The 24,939-nt window shown below is 41.0% G+C and carries 25 protein-coding genes and 4 pseudogenes; 8 read left to right on the top strand and 21 right to left on the bottom strand.

The features are described 5' to 3' along the window. Window positions 1–198: 198 nt before the first annotated feature. From ACXAD1_RS08395 to yneA, 3 genes are all read right to left on the bottom strand, one after another. A complete protein-coding gene (locus ACXAD1_RS08395; protein WP_206836655.1) occupies window positions 199–432 on the bottom strand; it encodes a DUF896 domain-containing protein in 234 nt (77 codons plus the stop codon). 142 nt (window positions 433–574) lie between these two features. Then, window positions 575–1,222 (bottom strand): YneB family resolvase-like protein, encoded by a 648-nt coding sequence (locus tag ACXAD1_RS08390; protein WP_206836652.1) that lies wholly within the window; start codon window positions 1,220–1,222, stop codon window positions 575–577. Window positions 1,223–1,231: 9 nt separating this feature from the next. Continuing rightward, window positions 1,232–1,564: a cell division suppressor protein YneA gene (gene yneA, locus ACXAD1_RS08385; RefSeq protein WP_206836649.1), complete on the bottom strand. Its 333-nt coding sequence runs from the start codon at window positions 1,562–1,564 to the stop codon at window positions 1,232–1,234. Between the two features lie 156 nt (window positions 1,565–1,720). Between yneA and lexA the strand changes: the two genes are divergently transcribed. Both lexA and ACXAD1_RS08375 read left to right on the top strand, forming a co-directional pair. Next, the gene (gene lexA, locus ACXAD1_RS08380; RefSeq protein ID WP_053436273.1) at window positions 1,721–2,344 is read left to right on the top strand and encodes a transcriptional repressor LexA; all 624 of its coding nucleotides are present in this window, start codon (window positions 1,721–1,723) and stop codon (window positions 2,342–2,344) included. Between the two features lie 285 nt (window positions 2,345–2,629). After that, entirely contained in the window at window positions 2,630–2,914 is a 285-nt protein-coding gene (locus ACXAD1_RS08375; RefSeq protein ID WP_009330566.1) for a DUF4257 domain-containing protein, read from the top strand. 207 nt (window positions 2,915–3,121) lie between these two features. Here ACXAD1_RS08375 and ACXAD1_RS08370 read toward each other — a convergent pair whose 3' ends face one another. After that, complete coding sequence (locus tag ACXAD1_RS08370; RefSeq protein WP_474909807.1) at window positions 3,122–3,682, bottom strand: CBO0543 family protein; 561 nt, start codon at window positions 3,680–3,682, stop codon at window positions 3,122–3,124. 307 nt (window positions 3,683–3,989) lie between these two features. Here ACXAD1_RS08370 and ACXAD1_RS08365 point away from each other — a divergent pair. Then, window positions 3,990–4,486, top strand: a pseudogene (locus ACXAD1_RS08365) (DUF998 domain-containing protein). A gap of 395 nt (window positions 4,487–4,881) precedes the next feature. Here the strand turns inward: ACXAD1_RS08365 and ACXAD1_RS08360 are convergent. The 3 genes and pseudogenes from ACXAD1_RS08360 to ACXAD1_RS08350 form a co-directional block, all read right to left on the bottom strand. Beyond that, window positions 4,882–5,349 carry a CBO0543 family protein gene (locus ACXAD1_RS08360; protein ID WP_206836643.1) on the bottom strand — a complete coding sequence of 156 codons (468 nt, stop codon included), beginning with the start codon at window positions 5,347–5,349 and terminating at the stop codon, window positions 4,882–4,884. Then, complete coding sequence (locus tag ACXAD1_RS08355; protein ID WP_474909806.1) at window positions 5,346–5,837, bottom strand: CBO0543 family protein; 492 nt, start codon at window positions 5,835–5,837, stop codon at window positions 5,346–5,348. The genes ACXAD1_RS08360 and ACXAD1_RS08355 overlap by 4 nt, the downstream gene beginning before the upstream one ends. A gap of 47 nt (window positions 5,838–5,884) precedes the next feature. After that, a pseudogene (locus ACXAD1_RS08350) lies at window positions 5,885–6,114 on the bottom strand (HNH endonuclease). A gap of 113 nt (window positions 6,115–6,227) precedes the next feature. Between ACXAD1_RS08350 and ACXAD1_RS08345 the strand changes: the two are divergent. After that, window positions 6,228–6,503, top strand: a pseudogene (locus ACXAD1_RS08345) (site-specific integrase); the annotation flags it as partial. A gap of 85 nt (window positions 6,504–6,588) precedes the next feature. Here the strand turns inward: ACXAD1_RS08345 and glnA are convergent. The 4 genes from glnA to hflX all read right to left on the bottom strand — a co-directional run bounded on the left by glnA (window position 6,589) and on the right by hflX (window position 11,182). Continuing rightward, entirely contained in the window at window positions 6,589–7,923 is a 1,335-nt protein-coding gene (gene glnA / locus ACXAD1_RS08340) for a type I glutamate--ammonia ligase (RefSeq protein WP_035330680.1), read from the bottom strand. A 103-nt stretch (window positions 7,924–8,026) separates the two neighbouring features. Then, window positions 8,027–8,434, bottom strand: a complete 408-nt coding sequence (locus ACXAD1_RS08335; protein ID WP_035330681.1) for a MerR family transcriptional regulator — start codon at window positions 8,432–8,434, stop codon at window positions 8,027–8,029. Between the two features lie 188 nt (window positions 8,435–8,622). Beyond that, window positions 8,623–9,894, bottom strand: a complete 1,272-nt coding sequence (locus tag ACXAD1_RS08330) for a methionine gamma-lyase family protein (protein ID WP_474909805.1) — start codon at window positions 9,892–9,894, stop codon at window positions 8,623–8,625. 13 nt (window positions 9,895–9,907) lie between these two features. Beyond that, complete coding sequence (gene hflX / locus ACXAD1_RS08325; protein WP_370222711.1) at window positions 9,908–11,182, bottom strand: GTPase HflX; 1,275 nt, start codon at window positions 11,180–11,182, stop codon at window positions 9,908–9,910. 218 nt (window positions 11,183–11,400) lie between these two features. Here hflX and ACXAD1_RS08320 point away from each other — a divergent pair, with 218 nt between their 5' ends. After that, complete coding sequence (locus tag ACXAD1_RS08320) at window positions 11,401–12,015, top strand: trimeric intracellular cation channel family protein (RefSeq protein ID WP_206836631.1); 615 nt, start codon at window positions 11,401–11,403, stop codon at window positions 12,013–12,015. 65 nt (window positions 12,016–12,080) lie between these two features. Here ACXAD1_RS08320 and ACXAD1_RS08315 read toward each other — a convergent pair whose 3' ends face one another. The 4 genes from ACXAD1_RS08315 to miaA all read right to left on the bottom strand — a co-directional run bounded on the left by ACXAD1_RS08315 (window position 12,081) and on the right by miaA (window position 14,973). Beyond that, the gene (locus ACXAD1_RS08315) at window positions 12,081–12,314 is read right to left on the bottom strand and encodes a glutaredoxin family protein (RefSeq protein WP_206836628.1); all 234 of its coding nucleotides are present in this window, start codon (window positions 12,312–12,314) and stop codon (window positions 12,081–12,083) included. A gap of 64 nt (window positions 12,315–12,378) precedes the next feature. Next, complete coding sequence (gene spoVK / locus ACXAD1_RS08310; protein WP_206836624.1) at window positions 12,379–13,329, bottom strand: stage V sporulation protein K; 951 nt, start codon at window positions 13,327–13,329, stop codon at window positions 12,379–12,381. A gap of 420 nt (window positions 13,330–13,749) precedes the next feature. After that, window positions 13,750–13,983 carry an RNA chaperone Hfq gene (gene hfq / locus ACXAD1_RS08305; RefSeq protein WP_035330690.1) on the bottom strand — a complete coding sequence of 78 codons (234 nt, stop codon included), beginning with the start codon at window positions 13,981–13,983 and terminating at the stop codon, window positions 13,750–13,752. A gap of 27 nt (window positions 13,984–14,010) precedes the next feature. After that, on the bottom strand, window positions 14,011–14,973 hold the full coding sequence (gene miaA / locus ACXAD1_RS08300; protein ID WP_206836619.1) for a tRNA (adenosine(37)-N6)-dimethylallyltransferase MiaA: 963 nt from the start codon (window positions 14,971–14,973) through the stop codon (window positions 14,011–14,013). A gap of 275 nt (window positions 14,974–15,248) precedes the next feature. Between miaA and mreBH the strand changes: the two genes are divergently transcribed. Then, window positions 15,249–16,256, top strand: coding sequence for a rod-share determining protein MreBH (gene mreBH / locus ACXAD1_RS08295; RefSeq protein ID WP_206836618.1), 1,008 nt, complete (start codon window positions 15,249–15,251; stop codon window positions 16,254–16,256). 254 nt (window positions 16,257–16,510) lie between these two features. Here mreBH and mutL read toward each other — a convergent pair whose 3' ends face one another. From mutL to ACXAD1_RS08265, 6 genes and pseudogenes are all read right to left on the bottom strand, one after another. Next, window positions 16,511–18,433, bottom strand: coding sequence for a DNA mismatch repair endonuclease MutL (gene mutL / locus ACXAD1_RS08290; RefSeq protein ID WP_370222709.1), 1,923 nt, complete (start codon window positions 18,431–18,433; stop codon window positions 16,511–16,513). A gap of 18 nt (window positions 18,434–18,451) precedes the next feature. Beyond that, entirely contained in the window at window positions 18,452–21,052 is a 2,601-nt protein-coding gene (mutS, locus tag ACXAD1_RS08285; protein WP_206836611.1) for a DNA mismatch repair protein MutS, read from the bottom strand. A gap of 323 nt (window positions 21,053–21,375) precedes the next feature. After that, entirely contained in the window at window positions 21,376–21,993 is a 618-nt protein-coding gene (locus tag ACXAD1_RS08280; RefSeq protein WP_113882021.1) for a PH domain-containing protein, read from the bottom strand. Between the two features lie 117 nt (window positions 21,994–22,110). After that, window positions 22,111–22,560, bottom strand: coding sequence for a VOC family protein (locus ACXAD1_RS08275; protein WP_370222759.1), 450 nt, complete (start codon window positions 22,558–22,560; stop codon window positions 22,111–22,113). A gap of 288 nt (window positions 22,561–22,848) precedes the next feature. Then, window positions 22,849–23,160 (bottom strand): annotated as a pseudogene (locus ACXAD1_RS08270) (VOC family protein); the annotation flags it as partial. Between the two features lie 163 nt (window positions 23,161–23,323). Next, complete coding sequence (locus ACXAD1_RS08265) at window positions 23,324–23,869, bottom strand: outer spore coat protein CotE (RefSeq protein ID WP_206836605.1); 546 nt, start codon at window positions 23,867–23,869, stop codon at window positions 23,324–23,326. A 316-nt stretch (window positions 23,870–24,185) separates the two neighbouring features. Between ACXAD1_RS08265 and ACXAD1_RS08260 the strand changes: the two genes are divergently transcribed. Both ACXAD1_RS08260 and ACXAD1_RS08255 read left to right on the top strand, forming a co-directional pair. Beyond that, entirely contained in the window at window positions 24,186–24,560 is a 375-nt protein-coding gene (locus ACXAD1_RS08260; RefSeq protein ID WP_206836603.1) for a hypothetical protein, read from the top strand. Between the two features lie 43 nt (window positions 24,561–24,603). Further along, window positions 24,604–24,900, top strand: a complete 297-nt coding sequence (locus ACXAD1_RS08255) for a hypothetical protein (RefSeq protein WP_206836600.1) — start codon at window positions 24,604–24,606, stop codon at window positions 24,898–24,900. The last annotated feature ends 39 nt before the right edge of the window (window positions 24,901–24,939 follow it).

Raw genomic sequence — 24,939 nt, 5'->3', positions numbered from 1 at the left:
TATATTATCGGGTGTCCCTTTTTTTCACAACCAATAGGGTCAGAAAAGGACAAAAAAAGCCGGTTTGTTACTATATTGACACAAATAGACCCGGCATATGTAAAAAAGCGGAGATATCCGGCAATAAATCCGTAAAGTCTTCTCCGCATTCTATTAAAAGAAGGAATACAGCATTGTGTATCCCTTGCATTTATAATATTAGTGAAGGCGGTTTTTATTTTGGAATTCTTTCAGCTTTTTAGGAGTAACGTCGTTTCCTTTCGGGTCAACAATTGTAACACCTTTAAGCGTGTTTAACATGCCAGAGCGAAAAGTCTCCAAATACTCTTTGCGGAGAGAAGTCTGCTCTTTCGCTTCTGCTTCTGTTAATCCGGATTCCTTTGCCTTCTTTGCCAGTGCATTAATTCGGGCAAGTTTTTGTTTTGGCAGCATATTAAAGCTCCTTTATATCAAAAGTTTACCTTTGAATATTCTAAATAGAAGTTCTTATTATACAATAGCTTCAAATATAGAACAATACTGAAACTCAACTGCCATCATACTAAAAAAGAACACTTTTGACAAGAAAAGTGCTCTATTCAGGAAGTAATTCAATATGTTCTTTATACCTTCTATGGACAGTTGCTTTTGAGATATTATAGCCAAAACCCCTAAGCGTTGCAGCAATCTCTGCAAATGTTAATTCGTTTTTCCTTAGCCTGACAATTTCCTCTATCGGCACCTCTATTCTTTCCCTGCCTCCATTTGCTCCCTGATTGCTTAAGTTCTTCTCGGGCCGGTAACCTTTATCAATAGCCCGCTGCATGCCGCGTCTGATTTTGATGTTATGAAGCTTTCTCTGATACTCCTCTACCATTCCAACAATGTTCAGCACCATCGAATCTGATTCCGAAAGTTCGAGCTGGCCGTTATTCGAAATGCTGTATAGCTGGACTTCTTCTTTTAAAATGCAATGGAGTATTGCAATCTTTGCATTGCCCCGCCCAAGCCTGGTTTCATCCTGAATGAGGACAACCTTGATATCCTTTTCTTTAATTAAGTCTAAAAGCTCCAATATACCGTCTCTTTCAAGATCGTATCCGCTGGCCTGTTCGCGAATCACCTTGACCACTTCAAAATTATGCTTTTTCGCCAGAATCACCAGCTCTTCTTCCTGCCTTGAAAGGGACGTTTCCTGAGTATCTTTTGTTGTACTAACCCTGCAGTAAATAATAGCTTTCATAACTTCTCCTTATTCATAAAGGTCTGAACTGGCAAGCTCTTTATAAGGCTCGTCATCCAGAGCTTTTACTGGAATTACAATTTCATCGCCCGGAAAAATCCTTCCAGACGCAATCTCATTATTTTGTTCCACCCAATTAATAAATTGATCTGTAGACAGCGAATGTTCAGCCGAAAAATTCTCAGCAATTTTCCATAAAGAGTCGCCTTCTGCAACAGTGACTTTCACAAACTTTTCCGTATCGGGTGTTTCTATTTGCACGAGCATAATAAACGATGCTGCCAGGCTTAAAACGAAGAGAATAATAGCATAAGAATATGATTTCCACAATTTTTTAAACATGATATACCACCTCTAAAAAGAATATATGTTCGCATTTGATGATTTTATTATAGACCGAACATTTGTTTTGTGTCAATAAAAATTCGAACTTATGTTTGTATCATATGGTAATTGGTGCTATAATTGAGACAACAAAAACATACGAGGTGCGTAAAGATGGTGAAATTATCAAAAAGGCAGCAAGATATATTAGAGTTTATAAAAGAAGAAGTTAAATTGAGGGGTTATCCGCCTTCTGTAAGGGAAATCGGGGAAGCAGTCGGCCTTGCTTCAAGCTCAACAGTTCACGGCCATCTCGCCAGACTTGAAAGCAAAGGGCTGATCCGCAGAGATCCTACTAAACCGCGCGCCATTGAAATTTTAGACCTGGACGAGTCTTCTCACATTCCTAAAGTCAGTGCAGTTAATGTTCCGATCGTCGGTAAAGTAACTGCAGGGCAGCCGATAACGGCCATTGAAAATGTCGAAGAATACTTCCCTCTTCCAGAAAGAATGGCACCAGCTGACGAGCATGTATTCATGCTTGAAATCATGGGAGAAAGTATGATTGAAGCCGGAATCCTTGATGGCGACTATGTCATCGTCAAACAGCAGAGCACTGCCAATAATGGAGATATCGTGGTTGCCATGACAGAGGAAGACGAAGCAACTGTCAAGAGATTCTTTAAAGAAAAAGACTTTATCCGTCTTCAGCCGGAAAACTCTACAATGGAACCTATCATCCTTCGAAATGTTTCCATCCTTGGCAAGGTTATAGGTGTATACCGCCATATGCATTAATAGAGTGATAAAAAGCAAGCAGCCTCTGCCTGCTTTTTATTTTTTCCAATTTTAAGAAGGTTATCAGTTCCTATTACCTGATGCTATTAGCGAAATCATACGAAAGTAACGGATACTTTTTCTTTTGGCATAAAGTTACAGTCAAGTATGACTATTTTATTGTTCTGAAAATTCGGTATTTTTATGCATATTAATTTATAGCCACTTTCTATATAATGGTAATACACCGAGAATCAACCTAAGGTCGCTTGTCCAAAATCTCGACTTTAGGAGTGTGAAGAAAAAATGTTTTTGAACATTACCTTCGCTTTGTTGATTGGTGGGCTGGTTGGTGTCGTTGGACATATTCGGAAAGAAGGCAAAATGGTCAAACCCAGAAGAACAAAAAAGTTCATCTATCTGGGGGTCTTTGAAGAAGTAATCATGGGGGCTTTAGCGGCTGTTTTTTTGGTCGTATCTTCAGATCCTGACTCTGCCTTAAAGGTAGTTCTCCTGGCGGTGATTGCAGGGTTTGGAGGAGATGCACTGCTGACATGTCTCGATTTCTTAAAGATCAGACATAAAGAATAGAGAGATGCAGAGAAATACGAATTAGTTAAAACCTCGTTCATCTGTAAACGGGGTTTTTGTATTTGCCTTTTTAAAAATACTCCCCGGCTAAAGTGGCCAGGGAATTTCAAATTTTCTTAGTACGAGAACATGTACTGCCCGCCCTCCCAAGAATGCACTCGCATACGTGAAAAAACACACCACCTGCTGGGAGAAATCCTGCCTTTTTTATTTTTCGACTATTTTTTCAAAACTGCTCCTTCTGCTGAACCAATGGGCAATTAAATAAAGTGAAACTAATATAAAAAAGGAATAAGTATAGGCCCAGTCGATTCTTTTATACAAGTGCAGCATTGCCATAATAGGCATTCCTACATAAGCACCAAACCCACCGAATAATACAGCCTTAACTATCGCATTCATATTTGGTTTAAATTGAATTAATAACATTATAGCCACTGGAACAGTTCCGTATCGAAATGAGTAGCTGATCGTTGGTATTGGAATAACCTTAATGGGATAGGACCATTTTCCAAAGTCAACACCTAATCCATCAATGGTTGTAGAGATTATCATCGTTATAAAAGCGGCAAATAACAGCCGGGCTGAACTCTCCTTTTTCCGAAAAATTGCCCACAAAACCCAAGGAACAAGTAACATAGCTAAGGCTACCCACCAACTTAAAGTAAATAAGAAAGTGTTTAAATTCACCTCGGTAATCAATTTATTTGCTTCTGTAATAATCTTATTCGCCTTATCAAGTTGAATTAATCCTTCCTGGAATGTCATGATTCACCCACCTTTTACATTCCTTGCTTCGCGTCTAATCCTTAATATTTCAAATTTTATATCTTTTATTCTTATTCGGTCCCTTTATCACGTAATTAACTAATTCTATCTTGTGTTTATTAAAAATAATTTCAATATCACCTGTATCAACCTCTAGCCCTATTCAAATATAGTCTCCAAGACTATCCCTCTTAACATTTTTTGGATTTATAATTCATGTATAACACTTTTGTAAAGGGTGAGTCGTCTGAGCATATCAAAATGGCTCGGTATTTTATATTGGTTTGCTACTTGCTTGTATTTTTTAATGGAACCAATCTTCATTTTGACTTCTACAGCTCCGTACAGTTTTTTAGAACATTTGCAATGAGCGAACTTGGCGTTACTTCTTGCGGGGAATACACCTATTCAATTGCACCTCATGAGATTTGTTCTCCTTACCATTTCTGGATGAATGTATTGTTTATTATTAACAGATTAACCTTTTCATTTGGTATTTTGCACCTTTCACAAAACCTTGAGAAGACAAGATTAAACCGGCTAGCGACAATTTTCATTCTTATCTTAGCTTTAGGTAATATTGTTTCTGGCTTTATACCGGCTGATATAAATCTATTTTGGCATTGAATAGCAGCTCAAGTTGGCATGATTACTGTCATGCCCGGTCTTTGGCTTTATGGAAAATCATTAGAAAACGGAAAACGCTGGACTCAATACTGTTTAGTCACATTACTAGTCATATCCATATTCATTATGTTAATCTTTTTCATCCCTATGCCCGCCGGTCTATTGCAATTTACCTGACTCATAATTCTTTTTTATCAATTAACACCCGCTGCCTTGTTTTAATATTCGTCAAAAAACAGAACTAAACAACAATATTTCTCTAAGCCTTAACTGGATGGTCCTGAAAAACTTTTTTACAACGACGGCCAAGAACTAAAACTAAATCTTTTTTGTCCAAAAAAAAGACCCCTTAACATCAATGGTGTCAAGAGGTTTACTTTTATACAAGTTTGGTATTATTACTCTGACGGAAGAACATACAGAGATAAAAAATCGTCATGACTTAAAACATGTTTCTCCAGAAATTTAATGATTGCTCATAAATCTGGAAAATAGGTTCCATCTCCCCAGTGTCCCATTTTGAAAAAAAGTCCAAATTTCTTGACCTGGGGGAGCCTAGATATTACAACTGGTTACACCAGACCTTTTTTAAACCAAAATATATATATCTTTACAAGATAAAGAATAATCACGTTGGTAATTAAACCAATGAACCAGTTCCAGTGAATATAGTGATACAATGAACTAAATTTTTCGAGAAGATAAGAATAAGTTGTTATCCCCATTGAAAATAGTAAGTAGTACAAAAATGTTCTTCTTGTCCCTTTTTCATTTGGATAAAAAAGTATAAAAAACACGGCAATTGCAGGATAAACTATATAATGTAATGAAAAGCTCATATTTGTTGCTTTATTAAATTCTCTATACGGAAACTCAACCAATCCAAATACTAATTGTATATATTCATGTATCCATGTTATTGCTTGAACAAATATAAAGGTTATCCACGCTAACCTTTTACTTTCGATTGGAATATATCTAAACAGCAAGTACAATGATAAAATCCACGAACATATTAAAATAAGAACTTCTCTGTTCATTTTAACTCCACCAAAATTAATCTTTTAGAAAACCATCGATAAAATTTATCGTTTATATAGAGAGAAATCATTACTGTTACCAGTGTCCAATACCATTTCCATTTATGATACTCAACCAGTTCAGTATTTGATTCTAATACAACCTCTAAGAAGGTAAAAAATCCAGCAAAGAAAACATAATACAATAGTGAGCCAAACCATTTTTTATTCCTTGGAAAATACAAACTAAAAATAATGGCGACTACCGGGAATAAGAAGAACTCAAAGGAAAAACTAGTCCTATTATATAAATTTGCCTTAGGATACAATTGAATCGGATATTCAATCCAACCCATTTCTACTGCTATTAAACCGGCTGGCCATGTAATGACTTGTAGAAAAAAAAAGATAACCCACGTATCTCTAACCTTTTCTCTCGGTACTAGTATCTTGAGACACATGATACTTAGTATTAATATCCCCAATATAATCCATCTTTCAAGATTCATTTAAGTCACCTTTCATCGAAACCATTTAATACTATTTGTTCACATAATTAAATAAATCGATACCACCACTTTTCATCATGCTGCCATTTGTTTGGCTTCTTATATTCCTGAAGTCTCGGCCATGTTCTATGTTATGGCAAACGACACAAACAACACTCTCTAGGTTATTTTCATCAAGTACTAACTCTTGATGATGCTCAAGCTCCTTGATATGGTGAACAACCAGTTGAATCTTCTTACGCTTAGCACTTTCATTGTATTTATTTGTATCACTCATCCAGTATTGGAGGAATAATGCTTTAACGAAAATATTTCTCCAATCCCTGGCACCCTTCTTTGCGACGGCGGGCAAGAGATTTGCCCAACGGCCTTTTCTGTTTGGCTTTATTGGCCTTATTTAAATCATTTTTTAGGATCCTAAAGAACTGTGATCTCCCCTCTTTACCAATTCACTCATTAAGACACACTCATGTGGTTCTCCAGTTAGAAGCAGGGGCAGACATGAAATACATCCCAGAGAGATTGGTTCATGGAAGTATTCAAATAACTGCAGATGTCTATTCGCATATTAGTAAAAAGATTGAAACTAAAAGAATGAGTATATTCGAGGAAAACATGAAAAATGTCCTTGAATTAATTTTTTGCTTTAAAATCGGGCATTTTTAGGGCAAAGCAAAAACTAAAGCCACATTACAGTTTTTGCCCGAAAATAAAAACCCCTCAACACCAATGGTGTCAAGGGGTTTACTTTTTAATACATGCTCAAGTACTGCTCGCGCTCCCATGGATGCACTTGCGTACGGAACATATCCCACTCAATTTCCTTCGCTTCAATGAAGTGTTCAAAGATATGTTCGCCAAGAGCGGACACGATGACTTCATCTTTCTTAAGCTCATCAAGTGCAGCAGCCAATGTAGCCGGAAGATCCTTGATGCCTTCTTCTTCACGTTCCTGCTTGTTCATTACATAGATGTTGCGGTCTACTGGTGCCGGAGGAGTCAATTTGTTCTTGATTCCGTCAAGTCCAGCTTTTAGAAGTACAGCCATTGCAAGGTATGGGTTTGCAGCAGGGTCTACACTTCTTACTTCAACACGTGTACTTACACCGCGGGAAGCCGGAATACGGATAAGCGGTGAACGGTTTTGAGCAGACCATGCAACATAGCAAGGTGCTTCATAACCAGGCACCAAACGCTTATAAGAGTTAACGATTGGATTTGTTACTGCAGTAAATGCTGTCGCATGGTTGATGATGCCTGCGATAAAGTGACGTGCATCTTCACTTAATTGAAGATCACCAGTTTCGTTGAAGAATGCATTTTTGCCATCCTTGAATAAGGAAACGTTACAGTGCATACCTGATCCGTTAACACCGAACAGCGGTTTTGGCATGAATGTCGCGTGCAGGCCGTGCTTGCGGGCAATTGTTTTAACAACAAGCTTGAACGTCTGGATTTGGTCACAAGCTGTTAATGCATCTGCATATTTGAAGTCGATTTCATGCTGTCCAGGTGCAACCTCATGGTGGGATGCTTCAATTTCAAAGCCCATTTCTTCAAGCTCAAGCACGATATCGCGGCGGCAGTTTTCTCCAAGATCAGTTGGCGCAAGGTCGAAGTATCCGCCATTATCGTTCAATTCAAGAGTCGGCTCACCAGCCTGGTCAAGCTTGAATAAGAAGAATTCCGGCTCAGGTCCTAAGTTGAAATCAGAGTATCCCAACTCTTCCATTTCTTGTAAGATTCGTCTTAAGTTGCTGCGGGGATCACCGAGGAATGGAGTTCCATCCGGATTGTAGATATCACAGATAAGGCGTGCAACTTTCCCTTTTTCAGCTGTCCAAGGGAATACCACCCAGGTATCAAGGTCAGGATAAAGGTTCATATCTGATTCTTCAATACGTACAAAGCCTTCGATTGAAGATCCATCAAACATCATTTTGTTATCAAGGGCTTTTTCAAGCTGGCTGATCGGAATTTCCACGTTCTTGATAGTTCCAAGAATATCCGTAAACTGTAAACGGACGAATTTTACATTTTCCTCTTCTGCAATTCGCTTAATATCTTCTTTAGTAAACTTTGCCACTGGTAGTTCCTCCCTTAAATTTACATGAGTGATTTATTTTTTGCTCTGTTAATGTGCGCTCAGAAATCCAAGACAATATCAACGAGCTTAAAAACGGCTTTTTTTAATGAAAAAAACGGTGCATGTTGCCCTGACGCAATGATGAACGATTAAATCGGCCCGCCTGCACTATTTCCTTGCGAAGGAGTTTCCGGATTTCTTCATCTGATAGATCGCGTCTCGCTTTTTCTGCTTGCTTATTCATGTTTTCAGTTATCGCTTGCTGTTCTTTTACGAAAAATAGCTGCTTGATCCCAGCCATGTTCACGCCTTGATCAATCAAATCTTTAATTTCCAGAAGGACATCGATGTCGTTTAAGGAAAAAAGCCTTCTATTTCCGTCAGTTCTAGCTGGAGAAATTAATTGGTGCTCTTCATAGTAGCGAATCTGCCTGGCGGTCAGGTCAGTCAGCTGCATGACAGTACCAATTGGGAAAAGCGGCATGGAACGTCGAATTTCGCTTCCAGTCAACTATTTCTCCCCCTTTTCAATTACTTCTTGAGTTTATTATATGTAATGTCAGATTATCTGTCAACAATATGTTAGCTTTTATAACATGATTTTTTCAAAAAAATTTTGCCTTTCATATTTTCATATAAATCTCAATAAAGAAACAGAAAAGGACAACTAACTATGTAGCTGTCCTTCTTAATATTCACCTAATTTATTTGGACTAAACCTTTTTCCAGCAATTGGTTCAGCGCGATGCATACAGCCATTTTCACATGGGAATAAGTCAGCCCGCCTTGAACATAAGCAACATAAGGCGGCCTGATGGGGCCATCAGCTGTCAGTTCAATGCTTGCACCCTGAATAAAAGTACCCGCTGCCATGATAACATCGTCTTCATATCCTGGCATATAAGCAGGGTAGGCAGTTACATGGGAATTAACAGGAGATGCAAATTGAATCGCCTGGCAAAAAGCCACCATTTTTTCTTTATCATCAAATTGAACAGATTGGATTAAATCGGTTCTTTTACTGTCCCACTTTGGATTGGAGTTCATTCCAAGCCGTTCAAGCAGTGCTGCTGTAAAAACAGCCCCTTTCAAAGCCTGACCGACAACATGTGGAGCCAGGAAAAAGCCCTGATACATTTCCTGAAGGCTGTAAAGGGACGCACCTGCTTCTGCACCAATTCCCGGTGAAGTCATACGGAAGGAACAAGCTTCGACCCATTCCTTCTTCCCGACAATATAACCGCCTGTCTTGGCAATTCCCCCGCCGGGATTCTTAATAAGCGACCCGGCCATCAAGTCTGCCCCAACATGGCAAGGCTCTCGGTCTTCAACAAACTCTCCATAGCAATTATCAACAAAAACAATCGCATCCGGCTTAATTTCTTTTACGAAATGAATCATTTCTTCTATTTGTTCGATTGTGAATGATGGTCTTGTTGCGTATCCCTTAGAACGCTGTATGCCAATCATTTTCGTATTCGGTTTAATTGCTTTTTCAACTGCAGGATAATCAATGCTTCCATCTTCATTCAGCGGGATGCTATTGTATCCAATCCCGAACTCTTTCAGCGAACCGTTTCCAGTTCCCCGGATTCCAACAACTTCTTCCAGTGTGTCATATGGTTTTCCGGTGATGTACAGCAATTCATCACCCGGCCGCAATACGCCAAAGAGTGCAATGGAAATGGCATGCGTCCCTGATATAATCTGAGAGCGGACCAATCCTGCTTCCCCGCCGAAAACTTCAGCATATATTTCCTCCAATGTATCCCTGCCGATATCATCGTATCCATATCCGGTTGAAGGAATGAAATGCGAATCGCTGACTTTGAAATTTTGAAAGCTCTTTAATACACGGAATTGATTCTCATCAATCCGCTCATCAATACTCTTTAATACCTCTGAAATTTGCTGCTCCACTTCTTTTACAATCGGCTGGAGCTTTTCTCCTTTTGATAACTGTTGAAACATGATGTTCTCCTAACTATACGGTATATTTCATTAAAGGCCCTGAAATCTGATGGTCTTCGAGGTAATAGCCCTTGCAAACATAGAGCTCTTTATCTTCATTGAAAGTCAATTCCCTCAGGATGGTTTCGTTCTTGAGCTGTGACAGCAGTTTTCCCTCTGTCGAAGGCACCTCCACATGGTAATGCTTCATCATTCCCAGGATCATCTGCTCGATTTTCCGTTTCAGTTCATTGCGGTCATCTTCATCAAAGGCACTGATCTGAATCGTTTCTGTTCTGGCGGTCGGGACAAAATCAGGATGCCTTAAATCTCTCTTATTATATACCGTAAGCTGCGGTATTTTATCATTTTCCAAATCTTCTATCAGTTTATTGACTGTCTGCTCATGCTGGTAATAATCCGGATTGGACATATCGACTACATGAAGAAGAAGATCTGCTTCCTTTACTTCTTCCAGAGTGGAACGGAAGGCTGCAATGAGCGTAGTCGGCAAATCCTGAATAAATCCGACTGTATCTGTCACAAGTGTGATAAATCCGCTTGGCAATATCAGCTTGCGGGTCATCGGGTCAAGTGTGGCAAACAGCTGGTTTTCTTCATAGGAATCCGCTTCCGACAATCTATTAAAAATAGTGGATTTCCCTGCATTTGTATAGCCGACAAGCGCTATTTGGAATGCTTTATTTTTCTTCCTTCGTTCACGGTATCTGTCACGGTGCTGCACAATGACAGAAAGCTGGGTCTTAATATCATCAATTCGGCGGCGGATATGGCGGCGGTCTGATTCAAGCTTGGTCTCACCCGGTCCCCTTGTGCCGATTCCCCCTCCAAGCCTTGAAAGCTGGACACCCTGGCCTGACAGGCGCGGCAGCAAATACTGCAGCTGTGCCAATTCGACCTGCAGCTTCCCTTCTTTAGAGCGCGCCCTCTGCGCAAAGATATCTAAAATCAGCTGTGTGCGGTCAATTATCCGTGCATCCAAATCTGCAGATAGGTTGCGAACCTGGCTTGGTGAAAGCTCATCGTTAAAAATGATAATATCTGCTTCCATATCTTCCTGAAGCGCAGCCAGTTCCTCCACTTTCCCTTTTCCTATATATGTAGACGGATGAACCCGTTCCCTTTTTTGAGTAATCGAAGCTAAAACTTTTCCGTTTGCCGTTTCAGTCAGCGACTCCAATTCTTCCATTGAATATTCAAACCGCTGGTCATCTTCATCAGTATGGCAGCCGACAAGAATGACTTTTTCATAATCTGGCTTATGTTCCAACCAGCATCCCTCTTTCATATGCTTATTTTAATTGATAACATCATAACAAAAAACATATTCAAATACTAATTTTTACCGCTATTCATAGGCTTTTGCACCGCCCATAATAAATGAATAAAAAAATGGTTGTATTTCTTATTTCCCGTGTTAAAATCATATTGTTTGGAAAGAATTTACGTTTTACTAACTTAAATAAAAATATATTTATAGATTTGCATCAAGAGGAGAAATGGCATATGACATGGGAAGTTTTAAGTATGATCGGCACTGTTGCTTTCGCTGTGAGCGGAGCAATTGTGGCCATGGAAGAAGAATATGATATTTTAGGTGTTTATATTCTGGGTATTGTTACCGCTTTTGGCGGCGGGGCCATCCGAAACCTGCTAATAGGTGTTCCTGTCTCTGCCCTTTGGGAACAGGGTTTATTTTTTCAGATTGCCCTTTTATCCATCACAGCAGTAATGCTGTTCCCTAACAATCTGCTCAAACATTGGCAAAAGTGGGGTAATTTCACTGACGCAATCGGATTATCCGCCTTTGCTATCCAAGGAGCACTATACGCAACTGAAATGAATCATCCTTTAAGCGCTGTAATTGTGGCTGCTGTATTGACAGGAAGCGGCGGGGGCATCATCCGTGACCTTCTGGCAAGGAGAAAACCGCTTGTATTGCGGTCTGAAATCTATGCGGTCTGGGCTATCCTTTGCGGTTTCGCAGTCGGACTCGGAATCGCCTCAGCTCCGTTTGAGTTATACACTTTGTTTATCATTATTACTGCTTTGCGGGTTTTATCATACACATATAATTGGAAGCTTCCGGTTAAGAGGCTTGGGACAAAAGCATCGGCTTAAGCTGGTGCTTTTATTTGTCGAACTATATTAAAAGACCTGCTCAATCCATGAGCAGGCCTCCTATATTATTGCTTCACATTCGCCATAATTGTATTTGGATCAAAGCCAATGACCCATTTGCCATTCACATTGATCTGCGGAACTCCCATTTGTCCGGTTGTTGCAACCAATTTTTGTGCCTCTCTCTGATCATTCTGCACATTAACCTCTATATACTCCAGCCCTTTCTCATCCAGAAAATTCTTCACCATTGTACAGTAAGGGCAAGTATTTGTTGTATAAACTGTAATATTGTTCATTTTATATTCCTCCTTCAATAAAAAACAATGCTTTTTTGACACTGTCTTTTTTTACAATATCCCCTTAATCAGCTTCTTCAAACACCAAATCATTGCTTCTGATGGTCATCAGATCATGTTTGTCATAGCTGTTTTGCATTAACAGGCGCATGGCCTGAGTCCGGATTGATTTTTCTATAATATTTCGGATGTAGCGCCCGTTCGAAAAGCTGTTCGGGCTGAGATTATTTTTTACATAGTGTAAGTGTTCCCTTAGCTTTCTTTCGGATTCGTGGCTTAAGGTATACTCCCGTTCCTTCAGCATCCGCTCCCCGATTTCCATCAGCTGTTCAATCGAGTAGTCAGGAAAGTCAACAACCAGGGGGAATCGGGAATGAAGACCTGGATTCAGTGTCAGGAAATGATTCATTTCTCTTGAGTAGCCCGCCAGAATCAAAATAAATTCATGCTGGCGATCTTCCATATGCTTGACGAGGGTGTCAATGGCTTCCTTGCCGAAGTCTTTTTCTCCGCCTCTGCCTAAAGAGTATGCTTCGTCGATGAACAGGATCCCGCCTATTGCTTTTTTCACCAAATCCCTTGTCTTTTGGGCTGTATGACCAATGTATTCACCGACAAGATCGGCCCGCTCTGCTTCAATCAGATGGCCTTTTGACAGCACATTCATTTTTTGAAAAAGCTTGCCTATTAATCGGGCAACTGTTGTTTTACCTGTGCCGGGATTTCCTTTGAACATCATATGCAATGCTTGCTTTCCAGCTTTGAGACCGGCTTCTTCCCGCTTTTTATTCACATAAATCCAGGCATAGATCTCCTTGATCATTTTCTTCATCTCTTCCATTCCCACAAGAGCGCCAAGTTCTTCTTCAATTTCTTTCAGAGCTGTATGCTCAGCCGGAATGGCTTTTGGAGCCGCTTGGGATTCGGGAAGCTCTTTTGTGTATGTTTTTCGCTTTTGTGAATTGAGCACGATGCTGATCTGTCCGTTATTCTTCAGGCGAATCGGCTGGTCCAAAAGCTATCACCTCACATTCTTAGCACAGTATACGCATAGAAGTAATCGTTGTGACAAAAGCCTATATGCATCCGCGAGATTACGGTTATTAGGCTAAAATACGACAAGTTCCCGTCCATTTCAGCAATCAATGATGCAGGAGTGTCGGTTCATGCGGTTTCCCGAGAAATAAGGTGAAACTTCCATCAGCTATGGCTATACTCCCTTTCAGTATGGCAAAGAGTAAATAAACCGTTCATGATGGCCAAGGGAAACGAGCCCGCAGTCAGCTTGCCCACATAGAAACAATAAATTCCCATACCTATATGTATTCAGATGGCGTCCATTTCATTAAATATTTTTGTCTTTCTTATCGGTCTCCGCAAAAGAAAATAGCCCGCTTCATTTAAAGCGGGCTTTTCTTGCTGACTCTATTATCTTTTATTGCTGGTTTTCTAAATCCAACTGAACATTGCGCTGGGGGACGAATGTTGAAATCGCATGCTTGTAAACAAGCTGCTGCTTTCCTTCTGATTCAAATAGTACAGTAAAATTATCAAAGCCTTTAATACAGCCTCTAATTTGGAATCCATTTAATAAGAACACGGTACAATTCGTATTATCCTTGCGTAGCTGGTTAAGAACCTGATCCTGAATATTGATTGCTGATTTCATTATAATCCTCCTCTTTTATCTCTAACATTATGTATTCGATTTTATTTTCAGCTTTCCTTCAATATGAGCAGAAATTTCAGCGAATTTTTTTTCAAACTCATGAGGGTCGGCTGTATCGGACATATCAAACCATTCCACATTCATCTTGTTTCGAAACCATGTTAGCTGCCTTTTTGCATATCTTCTTGAATTTTGCTTCAGATTTCCTACTGCATCCTCCAGAGAAACACGTCCATTAAAGTATTGATACAGCTCTTTATACCCGATAGCCTGTATGGACTGGCAATCCTTTAATCCCTGATCATATAGTGATCTCACCTCTTCAAGCAAGCCTTCCTTCATCATGATCTCAACTCGGAGATTGATGCGTTCATATAAGGTTTCCCGATCCATGGTCAACCCAATCAGTGCCGTATCATAAAGAAGTTCCGGATCCTGATTCTCCTGATACTGAGACATTGTTTTCCCTGTGCAATGGTAAATTTCCAATGCCCTGATCACTCTTCGAATGTTATTGGGGTGAATTTTTTCTGCACTTTCAGGGTCTATTGCCAAAAGCTCCTTAAAAAGGGCATCTTTCCCTTCCCTTTCGTCGCGCTCCTCCAATGTTTTTCTGAATTCTTCATCTGAAGGCGCATCAGAGAATTGGTAATCATAAATAACAGATTGAATATACAATCCTGTGCCTCCAACGATCATGGGAAGTTTGCCTCTTGAAGTTATCTCTGTGATTCTGCTTCGGACCAGCTCCTGAAATTCAGCTGCAGAAAAGGGATCTTCAGGATTTTTGATGTCGATTAGATGATGCGGAATTCCTTCCATCTCTTCTTCCTTAATTTTTGCTGTGCCGATATCCATGCTTTTATATATTTGCATAGAATCTCCGCTGATGATCTCGGCATTAAATCTTTTCGCCAGCAGAATGCTTAATTTTGTTTTTCCAACTGCTGTAGGGCCAATAAGCACTGCCAGCTTTTCTTTCTCACTCATCTGTTCACTGCCTTTACTGCCATTCTATTTATTATCCTACCATATGACAGGAAAATTTTTCAGGTATCATCTTACCATTCTTTTTACAAAAACAGAACATTTATGCATTATGAACAAGTTTTGTCCGTTCTATTCGACAATTTTCCTAAAATTTTCTTATAAAATTACATTTTATTAACGATTCCATAACAAATCAAGGCTAACCCCCAAAATCATGTTAATTTATTAGAAGGTTATATCGTGACAATATAAATTTGAAATTGGGTGAATAATTCATGATAAATACATCTGAAATTGGAATTGACTTAGGGACTGCTAATATCCTTGTATACAGCAAAACAAAAGGAATTATCTTAAACGAACCGTCTGTAGTAGCAATTGATACAGAAACGAAAAAAGTGTTAGCTGTTGGTAAAGAAGCAAAAGAAATGATTGGGAAAACACCGGGCCGTATCATTGCCATCCGTCCGCTAAAAGACGGGGTTATCGCGGATTATGATACGACGACTGAAATGCTTCGCCAGGTTATGCGAAAAGCATCGAAAAAAGTCGGATTCGCGATCAGAAAGCCTAACGTGGTCGTATGTACTCCTTCAGGTTCTACTTCTGTAGAGAGAAGAGCTATTCAGGACGCAGTACGAAATGCTGGGGCAAAAAAAGTACATCTTATTGAAGAACCTGTAGCAGCTGCAATAGGTGCAGGCATGCCTGTTGATGAGCCCGTTGCGAACGTTGTTGTAGATATTGGCGGAGGTTCAACTGAAGTCGCCATCATTTCATTTGGCGGCGTTGTTGCCTGCCATTCCATCCGTATTGGCGGTGACAGACTCGATGATGACATTATTCAGCATGTCCGCAAAGAATACAATGTCCTTATAGGGGAAAGAACAGCTGAAAAAATTAAGATGGAAATAGGCTATGCATTAGTCGACCATGAAGAAATGACAATGGAAGTCCGTGGCCGGGACCTTGTGACTGGTTTGCCAAAAACAATTATATTGTCTTCATATGAAATTCGTGATGCAATGAGAGAAGCACTCCTGCATATTCTGGAGGCTATCCGTGCCACTTTAGAAGACAGTCCTGCCGAACTGAGCGGTGACATCGTTGACCGCGGTGTTATTTTATCCGGCGGCGGCGCTCTCCTTAATGGCATGCAGGATTGGCTATCCCAAGAAATTGTAGTGCCTGTGCACCTTGCTCCAAATCCACTTGAATCAGTAGCGGTTGGAACAGGGGTTGCATTAAAATATATTGATAAGATGCATACATTGGTAAGATAAGGTTATAGATTAAGAGCACCCATTTTGCGGAATGGATGCTTTTTTTGTTTAATAGAGTGACATTTTGAGCGGTATTTCGTTTTTATGAGCGAAAATTGGATTTTATCGGCGATTCGAATTCTTTATGAGCGAATTTCTAAATTTATGAGCGAAAAGATAGTACTTTTAAGCGAAAACCTATTTTAGTTTACATAATATTATTATAGTTTATAGATTAAAAACGCCGAACCACTCAGGTTCAGCGTCCCAATTTTCTACATTACCCTCTTAAACATTTTCTCCATCTCATAAGTGGAGTAATGAATAATGATCGGCCGTCCATGCGGACATGTGAACGGATCGGAAGACCTCCGCAATTCATCAAGCAGCGCCTGGATTTCATCATTGCGGAGATGGTGATTCGCTTTAATGGAAGCTTTACAGCTCATCATAATGGCAGCTTCCTCACGCAACTTTTTAATATCGACTCTCTTCATGGCTAAGAGCTGTTCAATCATATCCTCGATGATTTCCTGTTCCTCGCCTTTAGGCAGCCATTGCGGATGGGAACGGACAATAAAGCTGTTATGTCCGAATTGCTCCAGAAATACCCCCACTTTTTCAAGCTCGCCTTTGTATTCATCAATTTTAATGTAATCATCTGTTGAGTATTCAAAGGTCAGCGGTATGAGCATATCCTGCAATTCGCTTTCAACCTGGCCTACTTTCTCCCTGAAATACTCGTACTTGATCCGCTCCTGCGCGGCATGCTGATCAATGATATAGAGGCCACGGTCATTTTGGGCAAAAATATACGTCCCATGCATTTGCCCGATCGGATAGAGCGGCGGCACCCGGGACGGCTCTTCCACTGTTGCAGTCTCTGCAAAAAATTGTTTCAGTCCTGCAGCTCTCGGCTCTTCAGGCTGGAATAAATGCTGATCCGCTTCAGGCATTTCTTCTGCTGATGTGCTAATATCCATGAAAGGTGTATTCTGCACATCAGGTGATTCTGCTGCTGGCAGTTCAGCTGGAGGACTTTGCGGGCTTTTCAGAACTCTCCCATTCGGGTACTGCCGGACAGCTTCCTCCCTTGTTTCACGCACATAAGAAGGCACATGCTCCCGATGCTCCGGCAGATGATCCAAATCAAGAGCAGTCTGTTCCGATTTAGGTTTCATGCTTTTCGGCTGTGTAAATCCGGAAGGAATAAGTTCCTCTTTTTTAAATGCTGTCTTCAAGGCACCTGATACAAGCTCATTCAATTCATTTTCCTTGCTTAAGCGTACCTCCATTTTCGACGGATGGACATTCACATCGACAAGGAGCGGATCCATTTCAATGTTCAGGAGCACAATCGGGTAGCGGCCAATTGGCAGCAGAGTATGATACCCCTCCTGAATGGCTTTGGCCAACGAATAATTCTTGATAAAGCGGCCGTTGATCATGGTAGAAATATAGTTTCTTGATGCCCTTGTAATCTCAGGCAGTGCGGCATAGCCGCTGATTTTAAAATCAAGTGAGCTTGCTTCAATCCGAACCATCTTTTTCACAATATTGAGCCCATAAATAGCCGCAAGCACCTGCCGGACATCCCCGTTTCCGTTCGTCTGCAGAAGCTTTCGCTCATTATGGATCAGGCGGATGGCGACCTCAGGATGGGCGAGCGACAGCCTGTTAACCACATCTGTAATATTGCCCAGCTCTGTGTGAATCGTCTTCATATATTTAAGCCGTGCCGGCGTGTTGAAAAATAAATCCGTCACGGTCAGGTCAGTCCCTTTTCTGCCGGGCGCCTTTTCCATTACTTCCACTTTTCCGCCTTCGATGACAACCCGTGTGCCGGCAACCCCGGTTGAGGTTTTCATCTCAATCCTGGAAACAGACGCAATACTTGGCAATGCCTCGCCGCGGAATCCGAGAGTGCGGATGCGGAAAAGGTCATTTTCGTCTTTAATTTTACTGGTAGCATGGCGATGAAAGGCATTCAGGACATCATCTTCCTCAATGCCATCACCATTATCGATGATACGGATTTTAGCCAGGCCGGCTTCTTCCACTTCGATTTCAATAATCGTGCTACCGGCATCAATCGAGTTCTCCATTAATTCTTTTACCACTGATGCAGGCCGCTCCACCACCTCGCCGGCAGCGATTTTATTAGAAAGAGCATCATCCAGCTGAATGATTTTCCCCATCTCGTCACCCCCTGTTTACTAATTTTTCAATTTCCTGTGCAATTCATATAATGTATTTAATGCCTGCATTGGCGTCATATCCAGGATATCGAGCGCTTTGACTTTATCAATTATCTTTTTTTCTTTAGAGCCTATTGAAGGTTTCTTCACATTTTCAGGCTCCTCAAAAAAAGATAATTGGCCAGCAGGCTCTGCCATTTTTTCTGCGGCAGGACTCTCTTTTTTCACAGGATGAGGATCGTTCGATTCCAGCCCCGTTAATATTTCATTTGCCCTTACAATCAGTTCATTCGGAAGCTCTGCAAGCTGGGCAACATGGATTCCGTAACTCTTATCTGCCGCTCCTTCCTTAATTTTATGAAGGAACACAACCCGTCCATTTTGCTCGACTGCGCTGACATGGATGTTTTTCACCTTTTGCAGTTCTTCTTCAAGCACCGTCAATTCATGATAGTGAGTGGAAAATAAAGTCTTCGCACCAATCCGGTTGTGAATATATTCAATGATTGCCTGCGCCAATGCCATCCCATCATAGGTGGATGTTCCGCGCCCGATTTCATCGAATAGTATCAAACTGTTTTGAGTGGCATTCACAATCGCATTTCTCGCTTCAAGCATCTCGACCATGAACGTACTCTGGCCGGAAATTAGGTCATCGGCGGCTCCGATTCTCGTAAATACCTGGTCGAAAATCGGCAGCACGGCTTCAGAAGCAGGCACATAGCAGCCGATTTGCGCTAAAATCGCCGTTAGGGCGATTTGCCTCATATACGTACTTTTACCGGACATATTCGGCCCTGTAATTAGCAGCATTTCACGGTCGGCATCCATATAACAGTCATTCGGCACATATTCCTGTGCATTCAGTACTTTTTCAACGACTGGATGGCGGCCGTCTTTAATATTAACCCGTCTTTCATTTGAAAAGTTTGGCTTTATATAATGCCTCTGCTCGCTGACAGCAGCGAAGCACTGAAGAACATCCAGCTCACTTACTGTTTTCGCAAGCTTTTGCAATCTCGGAATAAATTCTTTTACATGTTCGCGGACATTAGTAAATAATTCATACTCCAGCTCCACGCACTTTTCCTGCGCTTCCAGTATGAGTGCCTCTTTTTCCTTTAATTCAGGCGTAATAAATCTTTCGGCATTGGTCAGGGTCTGTTTGCGCTCATATTGCCCTTCCTGTAATAGATGAAGATTGGCGCGGGTTACTTCAATATAATAGCCAAACACACGGTTAAAACCTATTTTTAATGATTTAATGCCTGTTTTTTCACGTTCCTGCTTTTCAAGCTGGGCAATCCAGGTTTTCCCGTTGCGGCTGGCATCACGGTATTTATCCAGCTCTTCATGATAGCCGTCCTGAATGATGTTTCCATCCTTCAAAGACAGCGGCGGATTTTCCATTATCGCGCTTTCCAAAGTATCAGTGACTTCTTCACAGGCATCCAGGCGCTCAGCAAGCCTCACTGCTTCTTCACTCGGCAGATTTGAGACCATTTCTTTTAAAACAGGTATCTGCTGAAGAGATTTCTTAAGCTGTACAAGGTCGCGGGCATTTACATTTCCAAATGCCACTCTTCCTGCAAGGCGTTCCAGATCATAAACTTCCTTCAGCTTTTCCCGGATTTCTTCCCGTTCAAAGAAAGAGTGAATAAGCGTTTCAACCAGCGAATGGCGGCGCTTGATTTCCTGTTCATCAATAAGCGGCCTGTCGATCCATTGCTTTAACAGGCGTCCTCCCATGGCAGTCTTCGTTTCATCCAAGAGCCATAACAGTGAGCCCTTCTTCCCTTTGCTGCGGATGGTTTCTGTCAGCTCAAGATTCTTTTTTGAAAAATAATCGATTTTCATGTATTGATTAATCTGATAAGTAGCCACCTTTTGAAGGTGATCCAGGCTCCTCTTTTGCGTACGGTACAGGTAATTAATCAGTCTGCAAGAAGTTGTCCTGAGCTTGTCCTGATTTAAACCAGCCAGAAGTCCCTCGAAAGAGTCCCGGACTCCGCAATCATCCTCGAATGAAATCGCCATGACGGAGCGTTCTTTCATTCTCCTCTGCCATTCTCCATCAAAGTCGGAAGAGATGACTACTTCCTTTGCACCTGACATAGACAGCTCGTTCAAGACCTCATCAAACCCGCTGCTTAACATCGTTACCTTCGTCTCACCTGTTGATAAATCATTGGTGGCAAATCCAAAGGTTTCATCTTCAAAGACCGAAATCGATGCAATATAGTTGTTTTCTTTTTCCTGAAGGCCTTTGCCTTCCATCATTGTTCCAGGTGTGATAAGCTGAACGACTTCCCGCTTCACAACTCCTTTTGCCTGTTTCGGATCTTCTGTTTGCTCGCAGATTGCGACTTTGTATCCTTTTTCAATCAATTGTTCAATATAAACCGGTGCTGAATGATACGGCACCCCGCACATGGGAATCCTTTCTTCCGTACCTCCCTCGCGGCTGGTTAATGTGATTTCAAGCTCCTGTGATGCATTAAGTGCATCATCAAAAAACATTTCGTAAAAATCGCCAAGGCGAAAAAATAAAAAGGCATCCTGATATTCTGCCTTTACCCGTAAGTATTGCTGTATCATAGGCGTGTAAGCTGCTGCCATAACTTCCTCCAACGATCCATAATCTATTATTTTATAATCCTGTTTTAGAGATTTTCTCTAAAAACGTCTTTTTCATTATATCATAGATTATCGGCTGACTCAGACGTGCAATATTTGGCGATTAGAAAAGCGGAAGCGCCTTGCCCACCCCCGACAAGCACAAGATGATCCTCACGGAAAGGCGTTCTTTGCCTTTTTGGGAGGATTGGCTTGTGACCTCGAGGGGGTATGCGCTGGATCTAGACAGTTATCGAAGTTCAAAACTTAAAACTTCTTATTTTAGAAAAACAGCAGCTCCCCAAATGGAGAGCTGCCAGTATTTCTTAGTTATTGATGTATTTTTCAAACACATAACCGAAATCTTTCACATTATATTTCTTGCGGCTGTTCATCAGCCAATTGAAGGCTGTTTCATTCAATACACGGAAATTATCCACTACATTGGCGTCCTGACTGGACACTGAACGACCAAGAGTGCTTGATGCCAAATTCAGGCTTTTTTCAGCATACTCCATCGACACTTCATTTTCGCGGCAGATTTCGGAAATGCGGATCAGGGCTTTATATAAATCTTTCAATTCTTCGATATGCTTTTTATGTACGTCAATAGAGAAAGCCTGGGATCCGATCACGAATTTGATTTCTACATCTAAATCAACTGTACCAGCTGTTTCCAGCATCACATTGGAAATGCTGTATTCACGGTAGCTGTAGCGCTTTAGAGTTCGTTTTTTGCTGACTGCACTTGTACCATCCAGATGAATAAGCGCTTTATTCGTAAAGCAGTATTCATCCGACTTGGACTTGATCAGGAAATAAATTTTCTCATTATCTTCGTGCAGGACATAATCGTCAGCATCAACCTTGTCATAATCAGCCGGCTGGATGACGCTTCCCACATCGCTTAATCCCAGCACATCAGATGCAACCTTTTTAAACATAAACCCTCAACCTTTCATTATTCATTATACTACTTTGCTATTTTAACATATTTAGGAAAACGATGGCTTATTCATTTTTTAATTAACATTGGAAAAGCTCCCGGCAAACCGGAAGCTTCATATTCCTGGCGTATTCATCAATACAATCGGCCATCCATCAGGATCTTCTATCGTCACTCCGCCTCTGCCCCAATATGGATTTTCCGGATCTGTTTCCAAATACCCAATAGCTGCAAGCCTTTCGGCAATGTTATCCCGCTCCAGGCGGTCTCCAACATAAAAGACTAATAGATGTTCCTTTGTTGGCTTCGGAAGCTCCATTATTTCCCTGGATTGAGTAAATTCAAGATGGTACTGGCTATCAGGCAGACCAATCATAATGCCATCATAGCCTTCATGATTCCGAAACTCGCCGACTCTTTTCAGACCCAGTCCTTTTTCATAAAAGGAAATGAGTTTATCAAGCTGGTTTGTGGGACGTGCAATGCGAAATTGCACAGCTGGAATGCTCCCTTCCCACTCCTTTCTCACGATCACTTCGTAAGGATATTCCTGATGCTGAAACATAGCATCCTCTGGTCCCGAAGCAAATATCTTAATCGGAGAAATAACGGAAGCCCTTTCAGTTGGATACCAGTTACGCCCTTCCTTCACAAGCACAAAAACCCCTTTCCTGTCTCCGTAAAAAGCAAACGTCTCGCTGGAATCCATCTGTTCATTGTACAAATACTGATCTAATTCCCGCGCCATTGCGGAAACATCTTTGACAGGCAAGCCAACTTCCCCAACATCATGCCAGCGGATATCCTCCTTTTTTACACCATCCAATGGGCGCTCCAGCATCTCCATAATATTTCCGTCCGGATCGATAAAATAGGCCTGCTTTCCTTTCCAAAACATACTGTACTCACCGCTCTCATTTGCCAGCAGCACGCTTTCAGCCCCTAATTTTTGATACATATGATCAAAGTATCCAGTATTAGTCCGGAAACATACATGATAAAATGGAATTGCTGCATCTTTCTCAAAAAGAATCTTTGTTGAACCGGCCATTATCGTAAAATAACTTTCAGTCTCCATCAGCAGCTCCATTTCCAGCACATCTGTATAAAATTCTTTCATCCTGTCTAAATCATTGCACTTCAAATTCAATTGAAATATTTTCATCCTTGCCTCTCCCCTTTACATCTTATACCTCCATTCTAAGGAAAGACTCTGCAGATGAATTCAGACTAAAGGCTGAAGATACAGTCGATAATTCGCTGGAATATGGCTCCCATTATGAAAATATAAAAAGAAAAACTAGGAAGCAAAACCTCCTAGTTTGTCATTATTCTTCTTCAGTTCCCACCAAGAAATCTGGATTTAAATCCTCGAATTCTTCATCATCCACATCAAGTCCCCAATCGTCATCATCGCATTCGCACTTGTCTGGGTAAACAGCTACACAAACTTTTGTTTCGCCGATCACCTCGACCATGAACTCTCTTTCCACAGTGACGATGATTTTGTTGCCGTTTGGAGAAATGACTGCTTCACAGCAGCTCGGCTGCTGCAGAACACGGGCGATGACATCATGATCATCCAAACAGTCCGGATCACGGTACTTCAATTTAATGACATCTTTATACTCAACCCGTTCGGTAACAACTTCGGTTTTTGTATTGTTGTTGAAAGAGTACCAAACGTTAATGTCATAATGGCCGCAGATTTCCACTGTTTTTCCAGCTTTTTTCGCCTCGTACGTATGGTTTATGATCCAGCAGCCAAGTATGCTTGACGGATGGTGTGACGGGCAGATCGTATGATTGGACTGTGTGAATTTACGTCCTTTCGCAACGACCGCTTTCGTTATAATCTCTCTGTAATCTCCCATTGCGAGCGAACCCTCCTCATTCATTTTCAATTCATCCTATGCGGGATATTAGACTAGTGTGCGATAATTTTGATGAATGTTAGGCAAAAGTATTGGCATGATTTATAGTATGCCGGGAGCGGGCGAATGTTCCGGTCTGAACAAATCCAGCAGGAGAATTCTCTATATAAATAAGGAAAGTGCCTGCCTATGGTAAGGCCTTAAAACTCACTGATAGGTATGTGATTGAAAAATGCACGTTTGTCCTGCTCCATCTGCGGAGACAGCTTGGCTCATGAATCAATATAATAAACTATCGATAAGGAGGTGAACAGGAATGGCAGACAAGGAGAACTCCAACTATAAAGTTTCAATCAATGGCAAAGAGCTGACAGGAGAAGAAGCAAAACAATATGCTGAACAAATGGCAGCCAAGTTTACTGAAACATTGGGCGAATTCTATACAAAAGGATTAGAAAAAATTCAGTCTGAAGAGTTAAAAGGAAATCTTATGGAATCTCTTAAGCCGTTGAAAAACTTAGAAGGGCTCTTCACAAAAAATTCCTCCGGGATCGGGAATATGATTCCTGCATTAAAAAATCTGCTGCCTGTTGTGGAAACATCAGAGGATTATAAACAGGTGAAACTTTCTGTAAACGGAAAAAAACTTCTGGATCTGGATCTTTCAGACATGATGAAGAAAGACTCATAATCTAGAAAACAGCCACTTCAATCAATTGAAGGAGGTGAAAAATATGCTATCAAGATGCAATGACGATTACGAAAAAGACAATGGCGTATTGCCGAGCGGCGGAGCAGTAAATGGAGCAGACAGCGGCAATGAAGCGGAAGCTTTTACTTTCGCTGCACAAGCAAACCTACCTCAAACAAACCTAAATGGCCAATTGCCGATTTCTGGTGGAGGCTTTGCTATTAACGCTGCACTGATCAACATTCCAATTCTTTCAGCTCAATACAATATTGCAAATGGAGGAGACTCCACAGCCATTTCTGTGAACACTACAACTCAGCAGCAAAGCAATAAAGCGTAATTAAAGATAAAGCAATTTTTTCTATGCAGAGTCTTAAAT

This window comes from Cytobacillus sp. ABV4_503, from assembly GCF_056158445.1.
Note: the sequence above shows the minus strand (reverse complement) of the source record. Positions and strands in the feature narration are given on the sequence as shown.

Bases quoted from the DNA above. Each gene is read 5' to 3' on its own strand.
- ACXAD1_RS08395 (WP_206836655.1), bottom strand. From the start codon at position 432: ATGCTGCCAAAACAAAAACTTGCCCGAATTAATGCACTGGCAAAGAAG.
- ACXAD1_RS08390 (WP_206836652.1), bottom strand. From the start codon at position 1,222: ATGAAAGCTATTATTTACTGCAGGGTTAGTACAACAAAAGATACTCAG.
- yneA (WP_206836649.1), bottom strand. From the start codon at position 1,564: ATGTTTAAAAAATTGTGGAAATCATATTCTTATGCTATTATTCTCTTC.
- lexA (WP_053436273.1), top strand. From the start codon at position 1,721: ATGGTGAAATTATCAAAAAGGCAGCAAGATATATTAGAGTTTATAAAA.
- ACXAD1_RS08375 (WP_009330566.1), top strand. From the start codon at position 2,630: ATGTTTTTGAACATTACCTTCGCTTTGTTGATTGGTGGGCTGGTTGGT.
- ACXAD1_RS08370 (WP_474909807.1), bottom strand. From the start codon at position 3,682: ATGACATTCCAGGAAGGATTAATTCAACTTGATAAGGCGAATAAGATT.
- ACXAD1_RS08360 (WP_206836643.1), bottom strand. From the start codon at position 5,349: ATGAACAGAGAAGTTCTTATTTTAATATGTTCGTGGATTTTATCATTG.
- ACXAD1_RS08355 (WP_474909806.1), bottom strand. From the start codon at position 5,837: ATGAATCTTGAAAGATGGATTATATTGGGGATATTAATACTAAGTATC.
- ACXAD1_RS08330 (WP_474909805.1), bottom strand. From the start codon at position 9,894: ATGTTTCAACAGTTATCAAAAGGAGAAAAGCTCCAGCCGATTGTAAAA.
- hflX (WP_370222711.1), bottom strand. From the start codon at position 11,182: ATGAAAGAGGGATGCTGGTTGGAACATAAGCCAGATTATGAAAAAGTC.
- ACXAD1_RS08320 (WP_206836631.1), top strand. From the start codon at position 11,401: ATGACATGGGAAGTTTTAAGTATGATCGGCACTGTTGCTTTCGCTGTG.
- ACXAD1_RS08315 (WP_206836628.1), bottom strand. From the start codon at position 12,314: ATGAACAATATTACAGTTTATACAACAAATACTTGCCCTTACTGTACA.
- hfq (WP_035330690.1), bottom strand. From the start codon at position 13,983: ATGAAATCAGCAATCAATATTCAGGATCAGGTTCTTAACCAGCTACGC.
- miaA (WP_206836619.1), bottom strand. From the start codon at position 14,973: ATGAGTGAGAAAGAAAAGCTGGCAGTGCTTATTGGCCCTACAGCAGTT.
- mreBH (WP_206836618.1), top strand. From the start codon at position 15,249: ATGATAAATACATCTGAAATTGGAATTGACTTAGGGACTGCTAATATC.
- mutL (WP_370222709.1), bottom strand. From the start codon at position 18,433: ATGGGGAAAATCATTCAGCTGGATGATGCTCTTTCTAATAAAATCGCT.
- mutS (WP_206836611.1), bottom strand. From the start codon at position 21,052: ATGGCAGCAGCTTACACGCCTATGATACAGCAATACTTACGGGTAAAG.
- ACXAD1_RS08280 (WP_113882021.1), bottom strand. From the start codon at position 21,993: ATGTTTAAAAAGGTTGCATCTGATGTGCTGGGATTAAGCGATGTGGGA.
- ACXAD1_RS08275 (WP_370222759.1), bottom strand. From the start codon at position 22,560: ATGTTTCAGCATCAGGAATATCCTTACGAAGTGATCGTGAGAAAGGAG.
- ACXAD1_RS08265 (WP_206836605.1), bottom strand. From the start codon at position 23,869: ATGGGAGATTACAGAGAGATTATAACGAAAGCGGTCGTTGCGAAAGGA.
- ACXAD1_RS08260 (WP_206836603.1), top strand. From the start codon at position 24,186: ATGGCAGACAAGGAGAACTCCAACTATAAAGTTTCAATCAATGGCAAA.
- ACXAD1_RS08255 (WP_206836600.1), top strand. From the start codon at position 24,604: ATGCTATCAAGATGCAATGACGATTACGAAAAAGACAATGGCGTATTG.